The 16,268-nt window shown below is 67.3% G+C and carries 12 protein-coding genes and 1 other RNA gene; 5 read left to right on the top strand and 8 right to left on the bottom strand.

The genetic code is table 11. The features are described from left to right. Positions 1–262: 262 nt before the first annotated feature. Together SSA01S_RS14260 and SSA01S_RS14255 are read right to left on the bottom strand one after the other, a co-directional pair. Positions 263–2,839, bottom strand: a complete 2,577-nt coding sequence (locus tag SSA01S_RS14260) for a TonB-dependent receptor domain-containing protein (protein WP_061780887.1) — start codon at positions 2,837–2,839, stop codon at positions 263–265. 208 nt (positions 2,840–3,047) lie between these two features. Further along, a complete protein-coding gene (locus SSA01S_RS14255) occupies positions 3,048–4,205 on the bottom strand; it encodes a glycosyltransferase (protein ID WP_061780886.1) in 1,158 nt (385 codons plus the stop codon). 248 nt (positions 4,206–4,453) lie between these two features. On the opposite strand from SSA01S_RS14255, the gene SSA01S_RS14250 reads away from it, so the two are divergent. Next, positions 4,454–5,974, top strand: coding sequence for a glycosyltransferase family protein (locus tag SSA01S_RS14250; RefSeq protein ID WP_061780885.1), 1,521 nt, complete (start codon positions 4,454–4,456; stop codon positions 5,972–5,974). Positions 5,975–6,010: 36 nt separating this feature from the next. Beyond that, complete coding sequence (locus tag SSA01S_RS14245; RefSeq protein ID WP_061780884.1) at positions 6,011–6,475, top strand: hypothetical protein; 465 nt, start codon at positions 6,011–6,013, stop codon at positions 6,473–6,475. Here the strand turns inward: SSA01S_RS14245 and SSA01S_RS14240 are convergent. Continuing rightward, complete coding sequence (locus SSA01S_RS14240) at positions 6,472–6,849, bottom strand: hypothetical protein (RefSeq protein ID WP_061780883.1); 378 nt, start codon at positions 6,847–6,849, stop codon at positions 6,472–6,474. The genes SSA01S_RS14245 and SSA01S_RS14240 overlap by 4 nt on opposite strands. Before the next feature lie 93 nt (positions 6,850–6,942). On the opposite strand from SSA01S_RS14240, the gene SSA01S_RS14235 reads away from it, so the two are divergent. The 3 genes from SSA01S_RS14235 to mtgA all read left to right on the top strand — a co-directional run bounded on the left by SSA01S_RS14235 (position 6,943) and on the right by mtgA (position 13,026). Continuing rightward, complete coding sequence (locus SSA01S_RS14235) at positions 6,943–8,484, top strand: family 43 glycosylhydrolase (RefSeq protein WP_061780882.1); 1,542 nt, start codon at positions 6,943–6,945, stop codon at positions 8,482–8,484. Between the two features lie 281 nt (positions 8,485–8,765). Next, the gene (locus tag SSA01S_RS14230) at positions 8,766–12,185 is read left to right on the top strand and encodes a S8 family serine peptidase (RefSeq protein WP_167348926.1); all 3,420 of its coding nucleotides are present in this window, start codon (positions 8,766–8,768) and stop codon (positions 12,183–12,185) included. A 166-nt stretch (positions 12,186–12,351) separates the two neighbouring features. Further along, a complete protein-coding gene (gene mtgA / locus SSA01S_RS14225) occupies positions 12,352–13,026 on the top strand; it encodes a monofunctional biosynthetic peptidoglycan transglycosylase (protein ID WP_061780880.1) in 675 nt (224 codons plus the stop codon). 180 nt (positions 13,027–13,206) lie between these two features. Here mtgA and SSA01S_RS14220 read toward each other — a convergent pair whose 3' ends face one another. The 5 genes from SSA01S_RS14220 to SSA01S_RS19205 form a co-directional block, all read right to left on the bottom strand. After that, positions 13,207–13,458, bottom strand: coding sequence for a hypothetical protein (locus tag SSA01S_RS14220; protein WP_061780879.1), 252 nt, complete (start codon positions 13,456–13,458; stop codon positions 13,207–13,209). Between the two features lie 61 nt (positions 13,459–13,519). Next, entirely contained in the window at positions 13,520–13,843 is a 324-nt protein-coding gene (locus SSA01S_RS14215; protein ID WP_058718319.1) for a YbaB/EbfC family nucleoid-associated protein, read from the bottom strand. Between the two features lies 1 nt (position 13,844). Continuing rightward, entirely contained in the window at positions 13,845–15,527 is a 1,683-nt protein-coding gene (locus SSA01S_RS14210) for a DNA polymerase III subunit gamma/tau (protein WP_061780878.1), read from the bottom strand. 148 nt (positions 15,528–15,675) lie between these two features. Continuing rightward, positions 15,676–15,773, bottom strand: an RNA gene (ffs, locus tag SSA01S_RS14205) — signal recognition particle sRNA small type. Positions 15,774–15,847: 74 nt separating this feature from the next. Next, positions 15,848–16,174: a hypothetical protein gene (locus SSA01S_RS19205; protein WP_082795102.1), complete on the bottom strand. Its 327-nt coding sequence runs from the start codon at positions 16,172–16,174 to the stop codon at positions 15,848–15,850. Positions 16,175–16,268: the final 94 nt, after the last annotated feature.

The following is a 16,268-nucleotide window of genomic DNA, read 5'->3' as shown; positions in this document are numbered from 1 at the left end:
GGGGGAGGGGGCGGAGGCGGTGGGGGTGGTGGGGGCGGAGGTCCCCAGCCTGGAGGCGGCGGAGGCGGGGGCGGCCCCCAATCCTGCGCACTGGCATTCGCACCCAAACCCAGCGTTGCGATCGCAAGCCCGGCGACAATGATACGCGTCACCTTCATGACCAGTCCCTCCATGCCCACCACCGGGCATGGATAGGGTCTACGTCATCCAACGCTTCGCCAGGCTGAACGCGGTTGTTCTGTGGCGTTCAGGAAAATGCCCCTCAAAACAACTTCCGCACCCCCACCCGGATGGAGCGGCCGATGGGATCGATATAGGCGGGCTGGAAGCGGTTGGGCGTATTGCCGTTGCGGTCGGTGACGTCGATCCGGTCATTCAGCAGATTCTCGACCGTAAAATTGACGTTCAGCCCCTTCGTCCAGGGTTTCTTGATGATGTTTTCCAGCCGCACGAAGCTGTAGAGGACGAGCCAGGTCCGGCCCGAAAAGCGCAGGTCGGAGGCGGCGATGTCGCTGCGGATGCGGGTCGGCCCCTGGATGCGGCCATAGAGCCCCAGGTTGAACAGGCCATAGGAGAAATGGCCGTTCAGATCGACGTCCCAGCGCGGCCGCCCGCCGGTCCCGCTGAGCGTCGCGCCGTCGAGCAGGTCGAGGACCGGGCCGGTGCCGCGCAGGGTCAGCCGATCCTCCAGCCGGTAATTGGTCGTCGCCGACACCCATAAAGCGGGCGGCCGCTTGGGCGGGCGGGGCGGGGGCGCGGTCTTCGGCGCAGCGGGATCGGGCGGCGGAGGGGGCGGCGGGGTCTTGCCCAGCGTCAGCTGCGCGTCGACCGTCAGGCGCAGCTTGCGCTCGCGCTCGAACGCCAGGTTGACCGGGCGCAGGTCGACGCTGACCAGCTGGCCCAGCGCATCGCGGACGAACAGGTCCGGAAAGGCGCGCTGGAACGCCGGGGTCGCACCGCCCAGCGAGGCGGCCTGGTTGTCGATCCGGGTGTCGACATAGTCGGTGCTGAGCCGGATTTCCTTGTCCTTGATCGGCTGTACCGCAATGCCCAGCGTCGTGACCCGCCGCTTTTCAGGCGCCAGGTCAGGGTTGCCGCCTGAAATGGTGGTGACCAGCGTGCTGCGCCCGGTCACATAGTCGAAAAAAGGCGTGTTGGGCGTCGCCAGCACTGGCGCAACCAGTTGCGTCACGCCGGGCGCGGTCTGCGCGACGTTGACCGAGGCGTTGAGCTGAAACGGGCGGAAGGGTGTCCAGTTCAGCCCCAGATTGGAGGTGCTCAGCCGCCCGAAGTCCGACACCTGCGATACCCCCGCCATCGCGCTCAGCTGCATCTCGCCCAGGAACGACAGCGAGCCTTCGCGGGCCGAGGCGATCGGTACATTGGCGTTGACGCTGGCCCCGCGCATGGTGCGACCGACCCCGTCGGTGGCGAGCGCCAGATTGGTGCGCGCGTCGCTGTCGATGCGGCTATAATCGGTGGTGACGGTCAGCATCGCCTCGCCTGCGGGCAGGCGCGCCACGGGGCCGTTGGCGGTCGCCTTGACCCCGATCGTGTCGGACACCGCCCGGCTGCGGTTTCGGTCGCGCCGGGCGGCGGTGGCGGGATCGATCGCGGTCATCGGGTCGCCGCCCGCGTCGATCGACGCCTGCAGCGCGCCCAGCGGTACGCCGATCTCCGAGGTGCTGCGCGACACCATTCGGTCGTAATTGCCGGTGATCGCCCAGGACCAGCGGCGCACATCGCCGGTCAGTGTGCCGCCTGCGTGTAGCGCCATGCTGGTCGTTCGCTGGTGCAGCACGCTATCGGGCAGATAGCGATAGAGCAGCGTGTCGTTGGCGAAGGGGAAACGGCCCAGCCCGCCGGGCACGCGTAGCAGCGCGGGAGCCAAGCCGTTTAGCCCCCGGGTCTGGATCGCCTCCATCGACACCATTAGCGATCCCGACACGTTCTTGGTGAGCGGTGAGGCCAGGCCGACCTCGCTATGGATCGTGTCGCTAAGCGGCTGGAGAGTGCGATAGGGTCCCAGATCGGTGACCCCGGCCGGGCTGTTCGCATAGGCCGCGAGCGTCCCTCGTGCGGCCGGATCGATCGGCACGCCCGCCAGCGTGACGTTCCGACCCGCCAGGGCATCGAGCCGTGGGTCCAGACTGGCGCCGTTCACGCCCGTCACATTGCCGGTCGTCGCGAACAGCGTCTCGGGATCGGGCACGATATTGCGCTGGTTCTGGAACACCGGGTCCTGCCGCAAGTGCGAGACGTTGAACGTCAGGCGGCGCGGCCCATCGATCCGCGCTGAGGTGACCTCGCTATAGCTGGTGCCGCCCCCGCCCTCGGTCGTGACGCCGGGTAGGAGCTGGACTGTCACCGCCCGGAATTTCTTCTTGGTGATGAAGTTCATCACCCGGACGGTCGGCGGATAACCGAAGCGGGCCGCCTCCTGTTCGGGCAGCACCTCGACCTTTTCCATGGCCTCCCAAGGCAGCGACTGGAACTCGGAAAAGCCCGAGACGCGCCGCCCGTTGAGCAACATCACCGGCTCGCCTCCACTTGACGAACTGGTCAGCGACTTCACCTTCTTGAGCAAGTCGCTGAGGCTCGTCGCGCCCAGCGCCTCCAGCGCCCGTGCATCGAGCACCGCGACCGGCGCGACCGCGCCGATCACCGAACCGGGAATGCGCTTGCCGATGACGGTGACCTCGTTGGGTGGGGGGCTCTCTGACGGCGGGGGCGCCTCGCTCTGTGTCTGGGCTTGAAGCGGCACCGCTCCGCCTATTCCCAGGATGATCGCCGACCATGCCGCGCCGCCCATCGGCCACGCGCCTCCCCCATATCGCATCGTCCAGCCACTCCCATCGCCGACGTGAAGATGGGATTTAGTGTGGCGATGATGTCACAATTAAGGCGAATTTTTCAAAGGGACTTGACGATAATGCAGGTCATTGGCCGCCAGTTCTGAATCAATCGGTAATCGAGGCACTTACCGCCCGCCACCATTCGTCGCATCCGCCTGCGTGCCGGCTCTTCCTCCGCTGCGGCGGGACGGATCAGGAAGCGACTGGCTCGGGAATCAGCGTGGCGGCGGTGGTGCGACGGCGCAGGACGGCCCGCATCACCCGGATATAATGGTCCGCGCCATGCTCGATGGTGAAGCGCCGCGCCTGATGCAGCGTGCGCCGCGCATCCTGCGCCCGCGGCCGGGCCGTGGCGATGGCGGCCGCAAAGCCCGCCTCGTCGCCGACCGGGACCAGCGTGCCGAGTTGTCCCTGCAACAGCAGCGCGCCCATGGAGCGGCTGCAATCGGTGGCGATGATGCCGATATTGGCGGCCAAGCCCTCCAGGATGACCGCAGGCACTCCCTCATAGTGCGAGGACAGCAGCAGCGTGTCGTACTGCGCCAGCAACCCGGCCGGGTTGGCGACATAGCCCCGGAAATCCACCCGGTCGGCAATGCCCAGGCTAGCGGCTAGCGCCTCCAGCGCGGCCCGCTCCGGCCCATCGCCGAACAGGGTCAGCGTGTCGGCCGGGCCGCTGCCCCGCGCAAAGCCGCGCAGCATCAGCGACAGGTTCTTCTGCGCCGCCAGCCGCGCGATCGTGACGAAGCGGCGTCCGGGTGCCGCCGGGTGCGGCGTCGCGGCCGGTTCGCGCAAGGCCAGGATCTGCGCTTCCGACAGGGCCGGATCGGGGATGATCGCGACCCGCGCGGGCGAGACCCGCACGCATTGCACGATCTCGGCCCGCATCGGCTTTTCCATGCCAACGAAATGGTCGATCGCCAGCCCCTGAATCCACAGCCACAGGCGATAGAAGACGCGGTAGACAATACCGGCATCGGCGCGGTCGAGATTGTTGCTGATCTTGGCGATGATCGGCGGGCAGTCGCGGCCCAGCACCAGCTTCATCAGCACCGCGACCACGGCATAGGTATTGCCCGCGCAGAACAGCACGTCCGGCCGGATCGCACGGATCGCGCGGGGCAGGGTGGCGATCATCCAGATCGTCTCCCAATGCGCGATGCCCGGCCAGCGGCGACGCGGGGTCACATAGTCCAGCTCGGCCCCGACATCCTGCGCCATCACACCGTCGGTCCGCCCCAGGAACAGCGGCGCCTCGATCCCCTCGGCACGCCAGCGCCGGATCAGGCGCAGCGCGATCCGCTCCACCCCGCCGGGCTCGAAACTGTGCAGGAAGGTCAGGACGCGCAAATGCCTAGCGCCCTGATCGAAGCTGATAACACTCGGAAATCCCGCCCATGGCGGGGTCGATAGCATGACTGCGGGGTAAAACGATACCCTATCGTGACGTAATCATCATGATGGGTCGTGGGGGCGCGTGCCTTTGCCACGCGATCGGTCGTTCGGACCGTCGCTCTCGGCTTGGAAGCCGACGGCCTGGGCGAAGCCCGTCATCTTTGCCCTTGCCTTTGCCCGCAAAGCGACCCACCGGCGCGTCCATGACGAACCAGCGTGGACACACGGCGATCGATACACCGGGCGACCGATGGGGCGGCACACTGCTGCTGCTGACCCTGGTCGCGCTGGTCGTCCGCGCGCAAGGCTTTGCCAACCCCGTGACCGGGTTTGATGAGCAATTTTATCTGCTGGTCGGCGATCGGATGTTGCACGGCGCAATGCCTTATGTCGACATCTTCGATCGCAAGCCGATCGGGCTGTTCTTGCTCTATGCGGGGGCGCGCCTGCTGGGGGGCGAGGGGTTCCTCGCCTATAAGCTGGTCGCGACCGGCTTTGTCGTCGCCACCGCCTTCGGCATCCAGCGGGTGGCGCGCGGGTTTGCCGGGCCGTTCGCGGCCACCGTGGCGGCGATCCTCTATATCCTCTGGCTGAACCTGATGGAGGGGGAAGGGGGCCAGTCGCCGGTCTTCTACAACGCGCTGATGCTGGTCGCCGCGACCGCGACGCTGCGCGCGGTCGAGCGGCGGGGGCGGTTATTCGCGTGCGGTGCGGTCGCGATGGCGGCGGTGGGCGTCGCGCTCCAGGTCAAATATGCGGTGCTGCCCGAAGGATTCGCCTTCGGCTGCATCCTGCTGTGGCTGGGGTGGCGCGAGCGGGTTTCGCTCGTCCGGCTGGCGGGCATGACGAGCGTCTGGGTCGGCCTCGCGCTGCTGCCCACGCTGGTCGCGTTTGGGGTCTATGCCGGGCTCGAGCAGGGCCAGGCCTGGGTCTTTGCCAATATCGTGTCGCTGGGCGGGCAGGCGGCGCGGCCGCTGGCCGATGAGCTGGAGGGGCTGGCGACCTGTGTCGGCATCCTGTCGCCGCTGTTGCTGGTCATCGGCTTCGGGCGGCCGTGGAGGAGTATCCCGGCGGAGCGGCGCGACGGTTTCCGCTTCCTGCTGGTCTGGCTGGCGGTGAGCGGTGTCGCGGTCCTTGGCTATGGTCGGTTCGGCAGTCCGCATTATGCGCTGCCCGTCGTTCTGCCCGCCGTGCTGGTCGCGGCCCCAGCGCTTGCCCGCTGGCACCGAGGCGGGATCGCCGCTTTCGTGCTGGCGATCGGTGCGGCGGGGCAGCTCGTGCTAGCCCTGAGCGAACGCGCCAAGGGCGGTGCGGCCGAGGCGCAGGCGGTGGCGCGCGCCGCGACGCCCGCCCGCGGCTGTCTCTATGTCTATGACGGCTACCCGGCGCTCTATATGATGACGCATAGCTGCCTGCCGTCGAAATGGGTCTTTCCCGGCCATCTCAACACCCAGGACGAAGCGAGCGCGGCCGCGCTGGGCGTCGATCCGGTGGTCGAGATCCGCCGCATCCTCCGCCAGCGGCCCGGCGCGATCGTCGACGACTATCCCCGCTTCGCCTTCGGCAACCGGGCGACGCGGGCCGTCTTGAAGACCGTGCTGGCGCGCGACTATCATCTGGCCGCCTGCGTGCCCACCGGGCCGAGCCGGATACGGCTGGTCTATCGGCTGGGGCCGGGCGTCACGCCCGCCAACTGCCCGAGCGCGGCGGTGCTCGACCGATAAAGACCCGAACGACGGACTGACCAACGGAGATGGCGCATGTACACCGAGTTCATCACGCTGCTCAGCGGCCGGACGCTGGAAGAGGACCAGGCTCGTGACCTGGCGACAAGCCTGGAGGCCATGATCCGCGAGCCCGAGGACTGGATGCTCGAACTGGAGTGCGAGGACGTCGGCCAGCTGGCGGTCGAGCTGACGCTCTGCGACTTCTTCCTGATCGGCGACAAGATCGACGAGCTGCATGAGCTGATCAGCGATGAATTCGCCGAGCCGCTAAAGCCCTTCCCCCAGCGCGACGGCGACCGGAAGATGCGGGCGAGCGAGTATTTCGCCTGGCTCGACCGCGAGCTGGAGGCGTGCGATCCGCCCTGGGCGTTGCTGGAATGGCGCAACGGGCTGGACGACAATCTGCACGTCGTGATCGTCCGCCGGTCAGATACCGGCCGCATCCTGGCGCTGGCCGGTGAGATGGGCTTTCATGTGGGGCCGGCCCGAGGGGACTAGGGCCGGGTGCGGGGGGTGAGGAACAGGTCGCGCATCGGCTGCCCCCCGGCCCGGGCGCGCCGGATCGTGCGCTGGATCGCATAGGCGAACGCCGCCAGGCCGACGAGCCAGACAAAGGTCGGCAGCAGGAACAGACCGATCAGCGCGAACAGCACGAGGCCGAGCAGCAACCGGCTGACCGGCCCCGTCCGACGCAGCGCGACCCACAGGATCGGCGCAAGGACCAGCGTGATCAGAAACGCGACCAGCATCGCGGCATAGCCGCAGCTCCCCTCGAAACAGGACCCGAAAACGGTCGGGTCGATCGCCTGGGCGATGGCGGTGGCCGCCAGCGCGAGGACGAAGGCCAGCGACAGGGACAGCAGGGCTCTCATGCTTCCGACAGTCGGACGGGCAGCCTGCACGGGTCAAGTCCTGTCATCGTATACCATATCGACAATTCTGATCGGCCGGATCAGAATGGGGTCATGATGCCGTTCCTCTTCGCCGCCCTGTTCGCTCCTGCCGCGCCGGAGACCATCCATAGCCGCGGCAATCCGATCCTGGCCGATGGGCGGAGCTATTCCACAGACCCCGCACCGTTCGTCGATGGCGATACGCTGTGGATTCTGGCGGGCCGGGACGAGGCGCCGGACGGCGTCAACGACTTCATCATGGACGAGTGGCAGCTGCTGTCGACCCGCGACCCGGCCAGCGGCGTGTGGCGGCACGACCCCGCCATTGCCCGGCCGGAGGCGGTGTTCGCCTGGGCCGAGCCGGGCCGCGCCTATGCCGGGCAGATCGTTAAGGCACGCGATGGGCGCTTCTATCTCTACGCGCCCGTGCTCCAGCGGGAGGGTTCGGCCGCACCGGGGACCAAGGACCGGTTCGCGATCGGCGTGGCGGTCGCCGACCGGCCAACCGGTCCCTGGCGCGATGCCCACCCGGCGGGACCGATCGTGTCGCAAAGCGTGCCGGTCGCCAACACCATCCAGAATATCGATCCCACCGTCCTGATCGATACGGACGGCCGCGTGTACCTGTATTGGGGCACGTTCGGGCGGCTGCGCGCTATGGAGCTTGCCCCCGACATGGTGACGCCCAAGGGCCCCGAGCAGGTTGTCACCGGCGCGACCGGCTTTTTCGAGGCGCCCTGGCTGATGAAGCGGCGCGGCACCTATTATCTGCTCTACGCCGCCAACAATGCCGGGCCCGACAGCCCGTGTACGCGCACCCTCTATCATGCGTGCCAGGCCTATGCCTCCGCGCCGACACCGATGGGCCCCTGGACCTATCGTGGGGTGGTGCTGCGCCCGGTGTCCTCGACCACATCCCATGCGGGCGCAGTCGAATTCAAGGGCCGCTGGTATCTGACCTATCATACGGCGGACGCGAAGGGTGGGGGCCATTTCCGCCGCTCGGTCGCGATCGATCCGATGACGTGGGACGACAGCGTTTCGCCGCCTGCCATCCGCCCGGTGACGCCCAGCCGCGCGCCCGCGCCGCCCCCTCCGCCGACCCGCAATGTCGCACGCGGGGCCTGGGCCAGCGCCTCCAACACGCCGGTACCGGTGCAATATTGGATCGCTGCCTTGAACGACGGCGTGGTGCGTGACAATCCGCTGCCGCCCGACATGTGGGGCAACTGGACCGCGCAAAATCCGGCCAGCGCCTGGATCGAATATCGCTGGCCGCGCCCGGTTACCCTGAACGCGGTACGTATCCGCTTCTTCGCCGACCACCCGGCCGGATCGGACGAGGGCGTCGCGCCGCCTGCCGCCTGGCACCTCGAATATCGCGATGGCCGGCGGGGGGCGTGGCACCGGATCGCCGCGACCTATCCCACGGGGGTCGACGGCTTTCAGGAGGTGCGTTTCCCGGCGATCACGACCCATTGTCTGCGCGCGGTTATGGAGGCATCGGGGGCGGGCAACCGCCATGCCGGACTGGCGGTGCAGGAGTGGGAGGCGCTGGCCCCCGTCGCCGCGCCGTTACGGCCCAAGCCGGACGCGGCACCGCCCGCCTGTTGAGAGACCAAGAACAGCCTGTCCTGCCGCAAGAGGCACCCCAAGCATTGGTGGTGCCTGGCCATGATAGCGCCAACATAGAGCGCCCCGGCTGTCCGCCGGATCATGGTGCGAAGGCGGGGAATCCGCTAGCCGACAAGATGCGTGTCGGAAATGTGACAATTTTATCACCGAAATCTCGATAAATTACCCAGCGATAACAAAGCCATTGTCATCCCAGCCGAACTGGCAAGACTATGGACCGGAAGATCGGGGCGTTAGACATCCGATCGGGGGAGTTCTGCATGTCCAAGACGTCGTATCGGGCAATGTTGCGTATCGCGTTGTCGAGCCTGGCCTTAGGCGCATCTTTGTCCGCCTTGCCCGTGATGGCGCAAAGTGGGGCGACACCTCCGCCGCCACCCTCGGGCGGCTATTATCTGGCCAATGGCCAGCGCACGACCGACTATAACGCGGCGCTCGCATCCTGGCGCAACGACGCGCAATTCAAGGTCGATTATTCCAAAGCCTTTCTGGGCATGGAATATGCCTATGTCCTGGGCCTGAATGGCGCAGGCCAGACGGTCGGCGTCAACGACAGCGGCGTGATCTTCAACCACCCGTCCTTTGCCGGGAACGGCAAGATCACCGGCTTCCGCACCGATGTTGTCGCCGGTTACAGCAATGACGGCCAAGTCAATCCGCGCCTGCCCTGGCAATATCACGGCACCCATGTCGCCGGGACCGTGGCGGGCAACCGCATGGCCAACGGCGTGATGTTCGGCAATGCCTACGGCGCCAACATCCTCTCGGCCAACACCAATTTCGCGGCGGGAGACTTCCTTTGGTATCGCGACGCGGTGATCGACGACCTGACCGTCTCGACCCCGCGCGAGAACATCGTCAACCTCGCCAGCTCGGGCAAGGTGCGGATCATCAACAACAGCTGGGGCGTCAGCAACTCGCTGCCCTATACCCAGAGCCTGGCGGCCGCGAAGGCGGCCTATGCCCAGAACCTGAACGGCTTTTACGATCCGGTGCTCAAGAACGACGTGCTGGTCGTCTTCTCGGCAGGCAATGATGCGGGCGCGCATGCCAGCATCGATGCGGTCACGCCGCTGAACGACTTGCGCCTGCGCTCCAACTGGCTGTCGGTCGCCAATTACCGCGCCGACGGCACCCCGGACCCCAGCTCCAGCCTGTGCGGCCAGACCGCGACCTGGTGCGTCGCCGCGCCGGGCAGCCAGATCGTGTCGACCTTCAACGTCACGTCGCTCGACGGAACCGCGATCCGCGCGAAATATACCCGCGCCATGTATCCGACGATCTACAGCGCGACGACCCTCGCCGCGCTTCAGAATGCGGCGGTCAATGCCTGGATCAACGTCCTGAACGGCTATCTCAATCGCCAGGCCGCCGCGCAGCGCGCGGGCGTCGCGTTCGATCAGGAGGCCGAGAGCAGCTTCGTCGCGCAGCAGGCGGTCGGCATCACGCTCGCCTATGGGGCGCGCTTCGTCACCGCCGATCCCGATGGCTATACCAGCCGCCTGGCCGGCATCATCGCCAACAACACCGATATTCTGGGGCTCGACTTCTCCAAGGCGGTGCTGACCAAGGCCAATGCCCAGTTGCAGGCCGATCTGAAGCAGTTCCTGACGATCACCGGTCCCGGTTACGGCGTGCTGACCGGCACCTCGATGGCGGCGCCGAACGTGTCGGGTTTTGCCGCGGTGCTGATGAGCTGGTTCCCCAACTATAATACCGGCCTGATCTCCGACATTCTGGTGTCGAGCTCCAAGGATCTGGACGGGCGGGGCGTTGACCTGAAATCGGGCTGGGGCGCGCCGCAGATGGACGTTGCGCTGCGCGGGCCGACCGCGCTGCGCCAGACGCGCGAGGTCAATGTGCCGACGGGCGGCATCGATGTCTGGAGCAACCCGATCCAGGACGCGCGCGACCGCTATTCGGCCGAGGTGCTGGCCAGCTTCCCCAGCGATATCGGCGGTATCACCAAACGCGGCGGGGGTGAGCTGATCCTGACCGCCAGCAACAGCTTTTCCGGCGCGACGCGGGTCGAGCAGGGGCTGCTGACCATCAACGGCGCGCTGACCCGCTCGGCGCTGACCGCCGCGTCGGGCGGCACCGTGGGTGGCACCGGGACCATTGCCTCGCTGACCGCGCAGAGCGGCGGTATCGTGTCGCCGGGCAATGCCGGGGCGATCGGCACGCTGACCGTCGCGGGCACCGCCACGCTGGCGGCGGGCAGCCAATATATCGTCGATTTCGGCGCCAGCGGCACGTCCGACCTGCTTGTCGCCAACCGCGCCGTGCTGGGCGGCGGGACGATCACGCTGCGCCCGCTGAACCAGGTGCCGCGCTATGGCGACAGCTATACCGTGCTGACCACCAGCGGCGGGGTCACCGGCACGTTCGGCGACGCGACCTCGCTCAGCGCGATCCTCTATCCGCAGCTGAGCTACGCCGCCAATGCGGTGAACGCCAGCATCGCGGCGCGCCCCTATGCCAGCCTGGCGGCAACGCCGGTCCAGCTGGCCTATGGCCGCCTGCTCGACGGCAACCGTTCGGCCTATGCGTCGCTGGCGGGGGTTTACGGCGGGCTGGACCTTCAGTCCGTCGCGACCATTCAGGGCACGCTGGAATCGCTCGCCCCGCGTACCGAGACGATGCGCCGCGCGATCGGCACCACCGCGACCGACAATATGGCGCGCTTCTACCGCGACCGTACGGCCGCGCTGTCGCCCGACCGGTTCCAGGGCGGATCGATCGCGATGATTGGCAAGCCGATGGAGTTCGCCGCCAACGAAATCACCATGCCCGGCCAGGCCGCGATGGTCAGCGACACGCCGACCACCACGCTGCGCGAGGGCGTGTTGCCGGAAAACGCCGCCATCTATCTGGCAGGCGGCTATATCGACGGGGCGGGCGCGGCGATGCCGAACACCGCACCCGGCGGACGCGACCGCTTCGACGGCTTCTATGTCGCGACCGGGATCGAGGCACGGGTCAGCGACGCCGCCATGCTCGGCTTCGGCCTGTCCTATACCAAGATCGACGGCAAGATCCGGTTGGGCCAGTCGGCGCGCGGCGAGCTGATCCAGGGTACGCTCTATGGCCGCCTGGGCGGATCGCTGGGCCCGTCGCTCGACGTGCAGACCAGTGCGGGCGTCTTTCAATCGTCGACCCGCCGCACCGGCGATTTCCTGGGCACCGGCTATGACCTGCGCGCCCGCGACAATGCGCTGGCGCTCTCGGCCGAGGTCGGCGCGGGGTATAATGCGGGGACCGAGGCGCTGCGCTTCGGCCCGCGCGTGGCGGTGCGGACCAACCGCATCGACTTCACCCGGACGCCCGAGCGCGGCACCGGCCCGGCGCTCGTCTATGGTGGCGACGATTTCCTGAGCGTCCAGGGCCGCGCCGGGTTGCAGCTGGACGGCAATGCGCAAGGGCTGCGCCCCTTCGCCTCGGCTTATTATGTCCACGACTTCCACGACCGGTCGGACACGAGCTTCGTCGGCTTCGCCAACGGCACCGCCCTGCGCGTACCCTTCGCGGTGGCGACCCAGGACCGCGACTGGGGCGAACTGTCGGCGGGCCTGTCTTACCGCAGCGGCCGGGTCACGGTATCGGTCGCGGCCGACACGACGGTCGAGCGGTCGGACGTGCGCAACCAGTCGTATCGCGCAGGCCTGAAGATCGCGTTCTGATGGGGGGCGGGCGGCGGATCGACGATCCGCCGCCTGTTAGCCCAGCAGGCCAAGCCGGTTCCTGCCGTGAGGCTTGTCGACACTGGTTCGGCCCTTTGCCAGGAAACGGCAATGGGCGGACGGCAATCCGAGTGACCTGCCCGACAAACATCGCTAAAGCCCGCCCATGTTCCGCATCGCTCGCTGGGCCCTGAAGGCCGTGCTCGCCTTTGTGATCGTCAGTGTCGTTTGGGTCGGCATCTATCGCTTCGTGCCGCCACCCATCACCTTCACCATGCTGGGCGACGTGATCGGCGGGCATGGGGTGACCAAGGACTGGATGCCCTTGTCAGAGATGGACCCGAACATGGCCCGCGCGGCCATTGCGGGGGAGGATGCGCGCTTCTGTTCGCATCACGGCTTCGACTTCAAGGCGATGGCCAGCGCCGCCTATCGCAATGCCAAGGGCGGCCGAATTCGCGGCGGCTCGACCATCAGCCAGCAGACGGCGAAGAACGCGTTTTTGTTCCAGGGCGGCGGTTATATCCGCAAGGGCTTCGAGGCGTGGTTCACCTTCTTGATCGAAACCCTGTGGGGCAAGCGCCGGATCATGGAGGTCTATCTCAACCTCGCCGAGACGGGGATCGGGACCTATGGCGCCAATGCGGGGGCGATGCGCTATTTCGGGCATGATGCGTCGCATCTTACGCCGACCGAAGCGGCGCGGATCGCGGCGGTGCTGCCTTTGCCCAAGAAGCGCGCAGCGGTGGCGCCGACGGGCTTCGTGCGCAAGCATGGTAATGTGATTGCGCGGTATGTGGGTGTCGTGCGGCGGCAGGGACTCGACGCCTGTATTCGGTAGGGGGCGGGTCTCGGTGAGACACCTTTCCCTCCCCCAGCCCCTCCCGCTTGCGGGAGGGGAGCGCGAAAATGAAGCTGCAGTACTCGAGACCGCGCGCTTGCCCCAAGCACGCCCCTCCCGCAGGCGGGAGGGGGTGGGGGAGGGCTTCGCCGCAAGCAACGAAGCCCTGTTTAACCAAACTTACTTCGCGTCTGGCGAGATCGCGTCACCGGCCTTCTTGGCGGTATCGCCGACGCTCTTGGCCGCCGAGGTCACAGCCGCGTCACGCCGGTTCTCCGCGCCGCCACGGCTGAACAGGTAAAAGCCGCCGACCAGCACCGCGATCAGCAGGACGATGGCGATCGCCATCCCGCCGCCGCCGCTGCGGCGCTCGATCACGGTCGTGTGCGGCTGCTGCGTGCCATAGGTTTCGGTAACGCGTTCATCGGCCATGACATTCCCTCCTCTGTGGATGGAGGGGGCAACGCCATGGCCGGATATTCCGTTCCCGAAATCAGAATGGCAGCTTGAAGCCCGGCGGCAGCGGCAGGCCGCTGGTCATCTTCGACATTTCGCTGCCCGATGCCGCGTCCGCCTTGGTCCGGGCGTCGTTGATCGCGGCGGCCAGCAGGTCCTCCAGCATGCCCTTTTCGGACGGCTGCATCAGCGAGTCGTCGATGGTGATGCCGATGATACGGCCCTTGGCCGAAGCCTTCACCTTGACCAGACCGCCGCCCGAGACGCCTTCGACCTCGATATTGTCGAGATTGGCCTGCGCCTTTTCCAGTTCGTTCTGGACGTTCTGGGCCATCGCCAGGATTTCGTCGAGATTTTTCACATCATGCTCCGTTCACACTGCGTTTGCCGGGCCATTCCATCAATTCGGCCTCGGGGAAAGCCTCGCGGGCGGCGCGGACCATGTCCGACTCCCACGCGGCGGTCTTGATCGCTTCCTCGGCCGCCATCTGCTGTTCGTGCAGGGTTGGCTCTCCGGGCACATCCTCCAGCGTGATGCGCCAGATTTGCCCTGTGGCGGTCTTCAGTGCCGCTACCAGTTCGCTCAGCGTATCGGTGGCGATCGGCCGCGATCCGCTGAAGACGACCTCCGGCGGGCTATACCGCACGAGGCGCGCGCCGTGGCGCAACCGCGCAGCGAGCGCCAGTTGTCCCATGTCATCCAGTCGGTCGATCATCGCGACGAAGCTGTCGGGCAGCTTGGGCGGCTCGGGCTCAGCCGGAGCAGCGATGGCGACGGGCGCCGGGGCAGGAGGCGCGCTTTGCGGGACCTGCGGCGCGCTGGATGTGGCCACGCCGCCGTCGCGAAGCTGGCGCGCCAGCTCGCCCGGATCGGGCAGCGTCGAGGCGTGGATCGCGCGGAGCAGCGCCATTTCCGCCGCCTCGATGGGCAGGGCGGCGCGCGCCACTTCGTCATGGCCCTTCAGGAACAGCTGCCACAGCCGATGCAGCGCCGGGAAGCTGAGCGAGCCCGCCCATTCCTCGCGCGCGGCCCGCTCCTCCAGCGGCTGGGCCGCATCGGGCGGCGTGCCGACCTTGGTCAGGGTGATGCCGTGCACCGTCTCCAGCAGCGAGCGGAGTACCGATTGCGGATCGACGCCATAATCATATTGCCGTCGCAGCGAGGCCAGCGCGCCTGCGCCGTCACCGTTCAGGATCAGGCCCAGCAGGTCGCGCACCGCACCGCGATCGGACAGGCCCAGCATCTCGCGCACCGCCGCCGCCGTGACGCCGCTGCCTTCCAGATCGGCATGGGCGATCGCTTGGTCCAGGATCGACAGACCGTCGCGCGCCGATCCTTCCGCCGCGCGGGCGACCAGCATCAGCGCCTCGTCCTCGGCGGTGACGCCTTCCTTGACGCAGATGTCGGCAAAATGGGCGGCCAGCTTGTCCGCCGTGATTCGCCGCAAGTCGAAACGCTGGCAGCGCGACAGGACGGTGATCGGGACCTTGTTCACTTCCGTGGTGGCGAACAGGAACTTCACATGCGCGGGCGGCTCCTCCAGCGTCTTCAACAGCGCGTTGAAGGCGTTCTTGGAGAGCATGTGGACTTCGTCGACGATGTAAATTTTGAAGCGCGCCGACACGGCGGCATAGCGCGACGCCTCGATGATCTCGCGCACGTCGTCGACGCCGGTATGGCTGGCGGCGTCCATCTCGATCACGTCGATATGGCGGCCTTCGGCGATGGCGCGACAGGGCTCGCAGACGCCGCAGGGGGAGATGGTCGGGCCACCGTTCCCATCCGGACCGACACAGTTCAGTGCCTTGGCAATCAGCCGCGCGGTCGAGGTCTTGCCGACCCCGCGCACGCCGGTCATCAGGAAGGCATGGGCCAGCCGGTCGCGTTCGATCGCGTTGCCCAGCGTCCGGACCATCGCGTCCTGCCCGATCAGGGCGTCGAAGGTCTGCGGCCGGTATTTGCGCGCGAGGACGCGATACGCCTCGGCCTTGGCCGGCGTCTGCACAGGCTGGGGCGGTTCGCCCAGGTCGAACGAATCAGCCATGACGGGTCTGGATGGTCGGGGTGTTGGAAAGCATCGCGAGCCAACATAGGGGCTCGGGCGCGCGCCGTCAGGTATAATCGTGAGGCGATACGTGCCCCCTCGCCGGGGTGGCCCCAAACAACGGCGCTTATGCCATCAAAAATGTGCGGAGGGTGGGAGCCGGAACGACCCGCAGCGAAATCGTTACGGCTGCTTCCGTCAGGACCTGACCGGGTTGGCGACGACTACGTCCGCCCGACTCCCGGTCGCGCATATGGCGAAGCGGGGCCGGGGGATCAAGTCCTTATCCCACCGACCCCGTCCCGCGACGAACGATCGTATCAACGATAGACGTTGAAACACTGGCGCTGCGGCCCATCCCAAGTGCGGACCCAGCGGCAGGTCACGCGCGGACGGCCATAGCCATAGCGGGGGCCGCGATCCCAGCGCGGACCACGGTTCCAGCCGGGACCACGATCCCAACCCGGTCCGCGATGGTGCCAGCCCGGTCCGCGACCCCAACCCGGACCCCGATCCCATCCTGGACCACGGCCAGGTCCCGGACCCCAGCGGTCATGCGGACCATGCGGCGCGGCGGCGGCAGGGGTGGCGGCGGCGATACCCGACGCGGCGATCAGACCGGCGCCGATGACAGCAAGAAGTTTCATACGCTTTACTCCCGGTAGTCCCGCCGTTCGGCGAGCATGGGAGAAGAATGGCGAATCGCCGATGATCGATCCCTGAACTCCTTTGTTATCAAAG

The organism is Sphingomonas sanguinis NBRC 13937, assembly GCF_001591005.1.
Lineage (GTDB): Bacteria > Pseudomonadota > Alphaproteobacteria > Sphingomonadales > Sphingomonadaceae > Sphingomonas > Sphingomonas sanguinis.
Note: the sequence above shows the minus strand (reverse complement) of the source record. Positions and strands in the feature narration are given on the sequence as shown.

What these genes read in the sequence shown, in the direction of transcription:
- SSA01S_RS14230 (WP_167348926.1), top strand. Translation starts at nt 8,766, where the DNA reads ATGTCCAAGACGTCGTATCGGGCAATGTTGCGTATCGCGTTGTCGAGC.
- SSA01S_RS14210 (WP_061780878.1), bottom strand. Translation starts at nt 15,527, where the DNA reads ATGGCTGATTCGTTCGACCTGGGCGAACCGCCCCAGCCTGTGCAGACG.
- SSA01S_RS14220 (WP_061780879.1), bottom strand. Translation starts at nt 13,458, where the DNA reads ATGGCCGATGAACGCGTTACCGAAACCTATGGCACGCAGCAGCCGCAC.
- SSA01S_RS19205 (WP_082795102.1), bottom strand. Translation starts at nt 16,174, where the DNA reads ATGAAACTTCTTGCTGTCATCGGCGCCGGTCTGATCGCCGCGTCGGGT.
- SSA01S_RS14260 (WP_061780887.1), bottom strand. Translation starts at nt 2,839, where the DNA reads ATGCGATATGGGGGAGGCGCGTGGCCGATGGGCGGCGCGGCATGGTCG.
- SSA01S_RS14240 (WP_061780883.1), bottom strand. Translation starts at nt 6,849, where the DNA reads ATGAGAGCCCTGCTGTCCCTGTCGCTGGCCTTCGTCCTCGCGCTGGCG.
- SSA01S_RS14235 (WP_061780882.1), top strand. Translation starts at nt 6,943, where the DNA reads ATGATGCCGTTCCTCTTCGCCGCCCTGTTCGCTCCTGCCGCGCCGGAG.
- SSA01S_RS14245 (WP_061780884.1), top strand. Translation starts at nt 6,011, where the DNA reads ATGTACACCGAGTTCATCACGCTGCTCAGCGGCCGGACGCTGGAAGAG.
- SSA01S_RS14250 (WP_061780885.1), top strand. Translation starts at nt 4,454, where the DNA reads ATGACGAACCAGCGTGGACACACGGCGATCGATACACCGGGCGACCGA.
- mtgA (WP_061780880.1), top strand. Translation starts at nt 12,352, where the DNA reads ATGTTCCGCATCGCTCGCTGGGCCCTGAAGGCCGTGCTCGCCTTTGTG.